Source organism: Rhizobium sp. 18055 (assembly GCF_902706285.1).
Lineage (GTDB): Bacteria > Pseudomonadota > Alphaproteobacteria > Rhizobiales > Rhizobiaceae > Rhizobium.
The window spans coordinates 63,262-72,934 of record NZ_CACSKD010000021.1 but is presented as its reverse complement, the minus strand read 5'-3'; the positions used below and the strand labels follow the sequence as shown (position 1 = coordinate 72,934).

Sequence of the window (9,673 nt, the reverse complement as noted above, 5' to 3'; positions counted from 1 at the left end):
GCATCGGGGCGGGGCAGGGGCGGCGGGCAGGGGCGCAGTTCGTCTGCGGGCATCTGGTCGGCGATACGCTGTGGGCGGCGCTGGCGCTGGTGGCGATCATCGGCGCCAAGACGATCGGCACTTTCGTGTTCGATGCACTCGGATTGCTCTGCGGCTTCTATCTCGCCTGGATCGGCTGGAACGCATTCCGGGCGAAACCGAAGGGAGACGGGCAGGCGCTGGTGACGGTCGAGCGGCCGTTTCGCCGCGGGCTGGTGTTCGGCGTCACCAATCCGAAGGGCTATCCGGTGGCGCTGGCGACGTTCACGGCGCTGGTGGCGGGGTCTGCCAGCGCGCTGAACTTCGATACGCTGCCGGTGCTGCTGGCCGTCTCGTTTCTCGGCTTCATCGTTGCCGACATGCTGCTGATTGCCATCGTCGGCACGGGCGCGGTGCGGCGGTTCTACCGGTCGCATGAGCGGCTGATCGTGCGCTGCTCCGGCGTGTTGTTCATGGGGTTTGCGGCGCAGGCGCTGTTTCACGCGGCACCGGGACTGCTTGGCTGGCGCCGGGCCTGAGGCCTGTCGCGAAAGCGTCGATCAGTCGTCCAGGAAGCTGACGACGGATTTCAGGGTCTCGACCGTCTGCGGATTGCCGATCGACATGGCGATCTGCAGCTGGTCCTTGTAGTAATCGCGGAAATTGAAGCTGGTGCCGTCGGTGACATCGGAGAGGTCGAGGACATTGCCAGAGGGATCGATGGTGTGCATCGGCAGCGGCTCGGAGATCGCCGCATAGGTGTTCTGGTCGAGCGCGCCGCTGTCGAGGCTCTGGCGGGCGTGGTTGCGCAATTCGCTGGCGCTGATGGCGGCGAAATCCGGCTGGCCGGTGGCGATGTCATCGACCTTGAAAGCAGCCAATGCGCTGGCAGCAGGGTCGAATGTCTCGTTCAAGCCATTGGTAAATTGAGAATTATCGGAATGCTTGCGAAACGACAGGTTCGGCGAAAACCGCAGAGAAGTGATTTCCATTGCGTGGATCCCCGGGTAAAAATGATAGTCGAAAATAACGTGTGCGGTGCACCAAGGTCAATCGTTAACGAATAGTTAATTCTTATATACCATTTCTTGTGATCAACTTCTGGTGTCGGTGGCTGCATTACCGGCTGTCCGACCAATACCAATCGCCCCAAAGCCTCCCTATATTGCCCCTACGCTTTGCCAGCTCGAACCGCTTGCCTGCCACAAAGGATGTCCGCATGCCTTCCACACCAGAAATCAACCCGGCCCTCGTCAACTGGAACGGCCTTCACGGCCTGCCGCGCTTCGATGCGTTGAACGACGGCGATTTCGCGCCGGCCTTCGATGCAGCGCTTGTTCTGCATGAGCGCGAAATCGATGCGATTGCCGACAATCCCGAGACGCCGAGCTTCGAGAATACCGTCGTGGCGCTGGAGCTTGCCGGCAACGAGCTGTCGCGGGTGTCGTCGCTGTTCTGGAACCGGGCGGGTGCGCATACCAATGATGTGATCCAGGCGCTGGAGCGGGATATTTCGCCGAAGATGTCGCGGCATTATTCGAAGATCGGCATGAATGCGGCGCTGTTTGCCCGCATCGATACGCTGTGGGAACAGCGCGACAGCCTCGGCCTGACGCTGGAGCAGACACGGGTGCTGGAGCGGCACTGGAAGGGCTTCGTCAAATCGGGCGCCAAGCTGCCGAAGGCCGAACAGGAGAAGCTTGCCGGCATCAACGAGCAGCTGGCGGGGCTGGGCACGCAGTTCGGCCAGAACGTGCTGGCCGACGAGAAGGGCTGGGCGCTGATCCTGTCCGACGAGGCGGATCTCGCCGGCATTCCGGAGTTTCTGAAGGACGCGATGGCGGCTGCGGCGCGCGAGCGTGGCGAGGACGGCAAGTTTGCGGTGACGCTGTCGCGCTCGATCATCGAGCCGTTCCTGACGTTTTCCGAGCGCCGCGATCTGCGCGAACAGGCGTTCAAGGCCTGGGTGGCGCGTGGCGCCAATGACGGCCCATCCGACAATCGCGGCATCATTGCCAAGCTGCTGTCGCTGCGCTCCGAGATGGCAGCGCTGCTCGGTTATGCCAATTTTGCCGAGATCAAGCTCGACAACACGATGGCGAAGACGCCGGAGGCGGTGAACGACCTGTTGAAGCAGGTCTGGGTCAAGGCGGTGAAGCGGGCCGGCGAGGAAGAGGCGGACATCTCAAAGCTGATCACCGAGGAGGGCAAGAACCACGAGGTGATGCCCTGGGACTGGCGGTATTATTCCGAGAAGATCCGGGCGCAGAAGTTCAATTTCTCCGAGGCCGAGCTGAAATCCTATCTGCAGATCGAGAAGATCATCGATGCCTGCTTCGACGTGGCCGGGCGGCTGTTTGGCATCCATGCGGTCGAGAAGAAGGGCGTTGCCGCCTATCATCCCGACGTTCGGGTGTTCGAGATCCGCGATCGCGAGGACAGGTTGGTGGCGCTGTTCCTGGGCGACTATTTCGCCCGCAGCTCGAAGCGCTCGGGCGCCTGGATGAGCGCGTTCCAGTCGCAGCACAAGTTGCCGATGAAGAATGGCCAGACCGGCGAGCTGCCGATCATCTACAATGTCTGCAACTTTGCGAAACCTGCCGAAGGCAAGCCGGCGCTGCTGTCGCTCGACGATGCGCGCACGCTGTTCCACGAGTTCGGCCATGCGCTGCACGGCATGCTGTCTGATGTGACCTATCCCTCGGTATCGGGCACCGGCGTGCCGCGCGATTTCGTCGAACTGCCGTCGCAGCTATACGAACACTGGCTGACGGTGCCTGAAATCCTCAAGCAGTATGCGGTGCATTTCGAAACCGGGGCGCCGATGCCGCAGGAGCTGCTCGACAAGGTGCTGGCGGCGCGCAGCTTCAACTCCGGCTTCAACACGGTGGAGTTCACCTCGTCGGCGCTGGTCGACATGGCGTTCCACACCCGCGACACGGTGGAGGACCCGATGGCGGTGCAGGCGCAGGTGCTTGCCGATCTCGGCATGCCGAAAGCGATGGTGATGCGCCATGCCTCGCCGCATTTCCAGCATATCTTCTCGGGCGGCTATTCGGCCGGGTATTACTCCTACATGTGGTCCGAGGTGCTCGATGCCGATGCCTTCTCGGCGTTCGAGGAGACGGGTGACGCGTTCAACGGCGAGGTGGCCAGGAAATTGCGGGATCACATCTATTCGGTCGGTGGGTCGATCGATCCGGAGGATGCCTACATCGCGTTCCGCGGCAAGCTGCCGAGCCCGGATGCGATGCTGGTCAAGCGCGGGCTGGCGACGTTCGAGGAACTCTCGGGGAGCGATGGCTGAGGGTGCTGCCGTCGGGTGCGCTTGGCGCAAGTGGCACCCGCCTCTGCCTTGCAGTGTAAAGCGGCTTGCTGGCGCGCCATGGGAGCGACCGGCGGATTTGTCCTGGATGCCGGGTCGTTTTCGACGCTGACATATCGAGCGAATACGATGCATTCCTTCCGTGCATTCCGATCATTCAGGGCTCCCCCCTTTCACAACGGCGAAAAACACTGTATGAGCCCGCCAAACGAAATTGGCGCATCCTCCCAGCGTGGCGCCCCAGCCTCAGAGATTTGAACATATGGCAATTCGCAACATCGCGATTATCGCGCACGTTGACCATGGCAAGACGACCCTGGTTGATGAGCTTCTGAAACAGTCGGGCTCGTTCCGCGATAACCAGCGCGTTGCAGAACGCGTCATGGACTCGAACGACCTGGAAAAAGAGCGCGGCATCACGATTCTTGCCAAGGCCACTTCGGTCGAGTGGAAGGGCGTTCGCATCAACATCGTCGACACCCCCGGCCACGCCGACTTCGGTGGCGAAGTCGAGCGTATCCTGTCGATGGTGGATGGCGCGATCGTTCTGGTCGACTCCTCTGAAGGCCCGATGCCGCAGACCAAGTTCGTCGTCTCCAAGGCGCTGAAGGTTGGCCTCCGCCCGATCGTCGCGATCAACAAGATCGACCGTCCGGATGGCCGCCACGAAGAAGTCATCAACGAAGTGTTCGACCTGTTCGCCAGCCTCGACGCCACCGACGAACAGCTCGACTTCCCGATCCTCTACGGTTCGGGTCGCGACGGCTGGATGAACGTTGCGCCTGAAGGCCCGAAGGACAAGGGTCTTGCACCGCTGCTCGACCTCGTGCTCGAGCACGTTCCCGAGCCGACGGTTGCCGAAGGCCCGTTCACGATGATCGGTACCATTCTGGAAGCCAACCCCTTCCTCGGCCGCATCATCACCGGCCGCATCAATTCCGGTTCGATCAAGCCGAACCAGGCCGTCAAGGTTCTGGGCCAGGATGGCAAGCTGATCGAAACCGGCCGTATCTCGAAGATCCTCGCTTTCCGCGGCATCGAGCGCACGGCAATCGAAGAAGCACATGCAGGCGACATCGTCGCCATCGCCGGCCTGTCCAAGGGCACGGTTGCCGATACCTTCTGTGATCCTGCGATCACCGAAGCGCTGAAGGCACAGCCGATCGATCCGCCGACCGTCACCATGTCCTTCATCGTCAACGACAGCCCGCTGGCCGGCACCGAAGGCGACAAGGTGACCTCGCGCGTCATCCGTGACCGTCTCTACAAGGAAGCCGAAGGCAACGTCGCGCTGAAGATCGAAGAAGCCGAAGGCAAGGATTCGTTCTACGTGTCCGGCCGTGGCGAATTGCAGCTTGCCGTTCTGATCGAAACCATGCGCCGCGAAGGCTTCGAGCTGGCCGTGTCGCGTCCGCGCGTCGTCATGCATCGCGACGAGAACGATCAGCTGATGGAGCCGATCGAAGAAGTCGTCGTCGACGTTGACGAAGAGCATTCCGGCGTCGTCGTTCAGAAGATGTCCGAGCGCAAGGCTGAAATGACCGAGCTGCGTCCTTCGGGCGGCAACCGCGTTCGCCTGGTGTTCAACGCTCCGACCCGCGGCCTGATCGGCTACCAGTCGGAACTGCTGACCGACACGCGCGGCACCGCCGTGATGAACCGTCTGTTCAAGGAATACCAGCCGTTCAAGGGCGAAATCGGCGGCCGTACCAACGGCGTTCTGCTGGCCAATGCTCCCGGCGAAGCCGTTGCCTATGCCATGTTCAACCTGGAAGATCGCGGCCCGATGATGATCGAGCCCGGCGAGAAGGTCTACATGGGCATGATCATCGGCATCCACTCGCGCGACAACGACCTTGAAGTCAACGTTCTCAAGGGCAAGCAGCTGACCAACATTCGTTCGGTCAACAAGGACGAAGCCGTCAAGCTGACGCCGCCGATCCGCATGACGCTCGACCGCGCTCTCTCCTGGATCCAGGACGACGAGCTGATGGAAGTGACGCCGAAGTCGATCCGTCTGCGCAAGATGTATCTCGATGCGAACGATCGCAAGCGCTTCGGCAAGGCCAAGTCGGCCTGATCCAGACAAGTTCTGATCCGATCATGAAACCCCGGCCATCGTGCCGGGGTTTTTATTTTGTGTGCTGCGTCGAATCCTTCTTGTCGCAATAGTTAAAAAAGCGTTAAATTTCAGCCGTCGTCCACATGTTAAGCCTGTGGGCAATGGAGCCATAATGTGTTGATGCATATGGTTAATTGTCCGCGACCGGGCCAGAGTAAGCGTTATGAAAACGTTGTCGATCGATGTTCGGCGGGCTGAGCCGCATGATTCCCGAGCTATATCGGAGGTGCATCGGCTTGCGTGGAAGCAGACCTATTCCGGCATTATTCCGCACAAGGCGCTGACGCAGATGGTCGAGCGCCGTGGCGAGAGCTGGTGGCGCAAGGCAACGCGTGGGCCGGCGACGCTTCTGGTTCTCGATGTTGCCGGCGTCGTTGCCGGTTATGCGACCCTTGGCCTCAACCGGGCGCGGGCGCTGCCGCAGGAAGGCGAGATCTACGAGCTTTACCTGCGTCCCGAGTATCAGGGCATCGGCCTCGGCCACATGCTGTTCACCGAGGCGCAGCGGCTGCTGAAATCGCTCGGCTGCAAGGGCCTGGTGGTCTGGTGCCTGGAAGAGAACGAAAATGGCGCGGAGTTCTATCGCGGCCATGGCGGTGTCGATTACTGCGAGGGCACCGAGACCTTCGACCAGAAGCCGCTGAAGAAAATCGGTTTCATCTGGAACTGATTGTCGCGGTTTGCTCGTTTTTCCGGCACGCTGCAGCTTAGATCATAAAACTATCATAGGTGTTGGCTGACGTGGCGTGTTGCTTCGCGGCAGGAATCCGATTATCTGGCTGCCAACATTCACGTCGCGGGAGTATACGCATGCGCATCGACGCCATTTCCATTGGCAAGAACCCACCTGAAGACGTCAACGTCATCGTTGAAGTGCCAGTTGGCGGCCACCCGATCAAGTACGAGATGGACAAGGAAGCCGGCACTCTCGTCGTCGACCGTTTCCTCTACACACCAATGACCTATCCGGGTAACTACGGCTTCGTGCCGCACACGCTGTCCGAGGATGGCGACCCGATCGACGTGCTGATCGCCAGCACCCGTCCGCTGGTGCCTGGCTGCGTCATCAACGTGCGCCCGATCGGCGTCTTGAAGATGGAAGACAATTCCGGCAAGGACGAGAAGATCATCGCCGTGCCGTCGCCAAAGCTGACGATGCGCTACGACAAGGTCAAGGACTACACCGACCTGCCTGAGATCTCGCTGAAGCAGATCGAGCACTTCTTCCAGCACTACAAGGATCTGGAGCCCGGCAAGTGGGTGAAGATCTACGGCTGGGGCGATGCCAAGGAAGCCGGCGAACTGATCCTCGAGGCGATCGAACGCGCCAAGAACGAAAAGGCCTGATCACAGGCCGAGAAGCAGATCCAGTTTTCTGATCACATCCTCCGGCTCGGCATCGATCCGGAGGATTTTTTTACGCGACGTATCGCCTGAGACGAGGCTGACGGACGATTTGGGCAGGCCGCAAGATTTGGCCACAAGTGCGATCAGCGCCTTGTTGGCCTTGCCCTTCTCGGGAACGACCGAGACGCGCACCTTCAGATGCGCGCGGCCATCGGCATCCAGTTCCAGCCCATCGACATGATCGCGCCCGCCGTTCGGCGTCAGCCGGACAGCGAGAACGATATGATCTGCAAAGACCTGGTAGGGTCGGCTCACACCACCATCGGGACGATGGTGTTCCACATGAACGAGCGGATGAAGAAGATGATCAGGAGCAGCACGATCGGCGAAATGTCGATGCCGCCGAGGTTCGGCAGCACGCGCCGGATCGGGCGCAGCACCGGTTCGGTGACGTTGAACAGGAACATCCCCACCGAATTGACGAACTGGTTGCTGGAATTGATGACGTTGAACGCATAGAGCCAGGAGAAAATGGCACTGCCAATCAGGACCCAGGTGTAAAGATTCAAAGCCAAATCAATGGTTTGAAAAAGCGCAATCATCGCAGTCTCCAAGTTCGTTGTTGACAGACATGTAGACATTGGCGACTAAACCGGCAAGAGCCGTGTGTAAACACATGGTCAATCATGTTTAACGGGCGCGCCTCGCAGCTATTTTCCGCCCGTTCCTTGGAAAGATCCCATGTCGATTTCAGCCCATGGCGACCGGTTTGCGGCGTTCCGGCACGCTTCCTACACCCGGTTCTTCTTCGCGCGCTTCCTGCTTTCGTTTTCGCAGCAGATCGTCAGCGTCGCGGTCGGCTGGCAGATGTACGACCAGACGGGCAGCGCCATCTATCTCGGCCTGATCGGGCTGGTGCAGTTCCTGCCGTCGCTTCTGCTGATCCTGGTGACCGGTTCGGTTGCCGATCGCTACAATCGCCGCGCCATCGCCTCGGTGTGCTCGCTGGTGGCGGCGCTGTGCACGCTGGCGCTGCTGGCGATGACGATGACGGGCACGTTTTCGCCGATCCCGGTGTTCGGCGTGCTCCTGGTGTTCGGCATCGAACGCGCCTTCATGTCGCCGGCGGTGCAATCGCTGGCGCCGAACCTGGTGCCGGCGCAGGACCTGTCGAATGCGATCGCCTGGAACTCGTCGTCCTGGCAACTGGCAGCGATCACCGGTCCCGTGCTCGGCGGTCTGCTCTACGGTATCAATGCGCATACCGCCTATACGATTGCCGTCATCTTCGCCGGGTTGGGTGCAGCCCTGCTCTACACCATCCCGAAGCCGGCACAGAAGACCACGGGCGAGGCGAAGAGCTGGGACATGATCCTCGGCGGCTTCAAGTTCATCCGCACGGAAAAGGTGGTGCTGGGGGCGATCTCGCTCGATCTGTTCGCGGTGCTGCTCGGCGGCGCCACGGCGCTGATGCCGATCTTTGCCCGCGATATCCTGACGCTCGGCCCCTGGGGGCTCGGCCTGCTGCGCTCGGCGCCGGGTCTCGGCGCCATCGTCATGGCGGTGCTGCTCGCCACCTATCCGTTGAAGCACCGGGCCGGCGTCTACATGTTCATCGGCGTCGCCCTGTTCGGCCTCGGCACCATCGTCTTCGGCCTGTCGACCCATGTCGAGCTGTCGATCGCAGCGCTGGTGCTGATGGGGGCAGCCGACATGGTGTCGGTCTATGTCCGCGAGAGCCTGATCGCGCTGTGGACGCCGGATCATCTGCGCGGCCGGGTCAATGCCGTCAACATGGTGTTCGTCGGCGCCTCGAACGAGCTTGGCGAGTTTCGCGCGGGCACGATGGCGCATGTGTTCGGTGCGGTGCCGGCGGTGATCATCGGCGGCATCGGCACGCTGGCGGTGGCAGCGATCTGGGCGACGAGTTTTCCGCAGTTGCGCAGGATCGATGCGCTGGATGCGCCGGAGCGGGCAACGTCTGCCTGAGTGGCAAGAAAGCCAAGGCCCTGGCACGTAAAGATGGCCGGCATTGGTTGGTGGCCCCCTCATCCGCCTGCCGGCACCTTCTCCCGGTTGGGGAGAAGAGACTTGCGGTTGGCCGCTCGCGCTGATCTCCCCTTCGCCCCAACGGGGAGAAGATGGCCCGAAGGGTTCAGGTGCAACACGTTGCACCGGGGAGAAGGAGGCCACACGGCGCTGCCTGAAGAGGGCCTGCTTGCCTCTCGTTCGTACTCTCACCCCGAAATCATCACCTCGGCCTCGATCTCCACCGGAAAGTTGAGCGGCAGACCGGCGACGCCGATTGCCGAGCGGGCGTGGTTGCCGACCTCGTGGCCGAAGACCTCGATGATCAGCTCGGTGAAGCCGTTGATCACGGCCGGCGGATTGGCGAAGCGCGGGGCGCAGTTGACCATGCCGAACACCCGGCACCAGCCGGTGATGCGGTCGAGACTGCCGAGTTCGCGCTTCAGGCTGCCGAGCACGGCCAGGGCTGCCTTGCGGGCCGAGGCGTGGGCATCTTCCACCGAGACATTGTCGCCGACCGCGCCGAAGGGGCCGGCAGGCGAGCCGTCGGGGTTCTGCGGGCCGTGGCCGGAGATGTAGGCGCGGTCGCCGCGCACGTTCACCCAGGGAAACGGCAGCGTCATGTGGGACGGCAGTTTCAGGGGCTGGGGCAGGACCAGGCCCATCGAGACAAGCTTCTGTTCATAGTTCGACATGCTGTTCCCCTGACATGGCTGCGGTCACTGCTGCGCATTGCGCAACCGTTCGGCCGGATCGTGGATCGGAACCTCGTTTCTGCTATCGACATGCCGCCTGATGAGGCGTTGCCGATGATAGCACGATCAGGTGCCGGG

10 protein-coding genes are annotated in these 9,673 nt (G+C 61.5%); 6 read left to right on the top strand and 4 right to left on the bottom strand.

The annotated features are described in order from the left end of the window. The coding region (locus GVL52_RS25610; protein WP_160012251.1) for a LysE family translocator at positions 1-557 on the top strand (557 nt) is incomplete at its 5' end. 21 nt (positions 558-578) lie between these two features. On the opposite strand, the gene GVL52_RS25605 is transcribed toward GVL52_RS25610, so the two are convergent. Continuing rightward, positions 579-1,010 (bottom strand): hypothetical protein, encoded by a 432-nt coding sequence (locus tag GVL52_RS25605; RefSeq protein WP_160012250.1) that lies wholly within the window; start codon positions 1,008-1,010, stop codon positions 579-581. A gap of 227 nt (positions 1,011-1,237) precedes the next feature. On the opposite strand from GVL52_RS25605, the gene GVL52_RS25600 reads away from it, so the two are divergent. From GVL52_RS25600 to ppa, 4 genes are all read left to right on the top strand, one after another. Further along, positions 1,238-3,325: a M3 family metallopeptidase gene (locus GVL52_RS25600; RefSeq protein WP_160012249.1), complete on the top strand. Its 2,088-nt coding sequence runs from the start codon at positions 1,238-1,240 to the stop codon at positions 3,323-3,325. 280 nt (positions 3,326-3,605) lie between these two features. Beyond that, the gene (typA, locus tag GVL52_RS25595; protein WP_160012248.1) at positions 3,606-5,423 is read left to right on the top strand and encodes a translational GTPase TypA; all 1,818 of its coding nucleotides are present in this window, start codon (positions 3,606-3,608) and stop codon (positions 5,421-5,423) included. Positions 5,424-5,628: 205 nt separating this feature from the next. Then, a complete protein-coding gene (locus GVL52_RS25590; protein ID WP_160012247.1) occupies positions 5,629-6,135 on the top strand; it encodes a GNAT family N-acetyltransferase in 507 nt (168 codons plus the stop codon). 140 nt (positions 6,136-6,275) lie between these two features. After that, the gene (ppa, locus tag GVL52_RS25585; protein ID WP_160012246.1) at positions 6,276-6,812 is read left to right on the top strand and encodes an inorganic diphosphatase; all 537 of its coding nucleotides are present in this window, start codon (positions 6,276-6,278) and stop codon (positions 6,810-6,812) included. Here ppa and GVL52_RS25580 read toward each other — a convergent pair whose 3' ends face one another. Together GVL52_RS25580 and GVL52_RS25575 are read right to left on the bottom strand one after the other, a co-directional pair. Beyond that, entirely contained in the window at positions 6,813-7,127 is a 315-nt protein-coding gene (locus tag GVL52_RS25580) for a DUF167 domain-containing protein (protein ID WP_160012245.1), read from the bottom strand. Continuing rightward, a complete protein-coding gene (locus GVL52_RS25575; RefSeq protein ID WP_160012244.1) occupies positions 7,124-7,414 on the bottom strand; it encodes a YggT family protein in 291 nt (96 codons plus the stop codon). The genes GVL52_RS25580 and GVL52_RS25575 overlap by 4 nt, the downstream gene beginning before the upstream one ends. Positions 7,415-7,553: 139 nt before the next feature. Here GVL52_RS25575 and GVL52_RS25570 point away from each other — a divergent pair, with 139 nt between their 5' ends. Continuing rightward, positions 7,554-8,801: an MFS transporter gene (locus tag GVL52_RS25570; protein WP_160012243.1), complete on the top strand. Its 1,248-nt coding sequence runs from the start codon at positions 7,554-7,556 to the stop codon at positions 8,799-8,801. A gap of 248 nt (positions 8,802-9,049) precedes the next feature. Here the strand turns inward: GVL52_RS25570 and GVL52_RS25565 are convergent, their stop codons facing one another. Further along, a complete protein-coding gene (locus GVL52_RS25565) occupies positions 9,050-9,535 on the bottom strand; it encodes a RidA family protein (RefSeq protein WP_160012242.1) in 486 nt (161 codons plus the stop codon). Between the last annotated feature and the right edge of the window lie 138 nt (positions 9,536-9,673).

What these genes read in the sequence shown, in the direction of transcription:
- GVL52_RS25605 (WP_160012250.1), bottom strand. Translation starts at nt 1,010, where the DNA reads ATGGAAATCACTTCTCTGCGGTTTTCGCCGAACCTGTCGTTTCGCAAG.
- GVL52_RS25600 (WP_160012249.1), top strand. Translation starts at nt 1,238, where the DNA reads ATGCCTTCCACACCAGAAATCAACCCGGCCCTCGTCAACTGGAACGGC.
- typA (WP_160012248.1), top strand. Translation starts at nt 3,606, where the DNA reads ATGGCAATTCGCAACATCGCGATTATCGCGCACGTTGACCATGGCAAG.
- GVL52_RS25590 (WP_160012247.1), top strand. Translation starts at nt 5,629, where the DNA reads ATGAAAACGTTGTCGATCGATGTTCGGCGGGCTGAGCCGCATGATTCC.
- ppa (WP_160012246.1), top strand. Translation starts at nt 6,276, where the DNA reads ATGCGCATCGACGCCATTTCCATTGGCAAGAACCCACCTGAAGACGTC.
- GVL52_RS25575 (WP_160012244.1), bottom strand. Translation starts at nt 7,414, where the DNA reads ATGATTGCGCTTTTTCAAACCATTGATTTGGCTTTGAATCTTTACACC.
- GVL52_RS25570 (WP_160012243.1), top strand. Translation starts at nt 7,554, where the DNA reads ATGTCGATTTCAGCCCATGGCGACCGGTTTGCGGCGTTCCGGCACGCT.
- GVL52_RS25565 (WP_160012242.1), bottom strand. Translation starts at nt 9,535, where the DNA reads ATGTCGAACTATGAACAGAAGCTTGTCTCGATGGGCCTGGTCCTGCCC.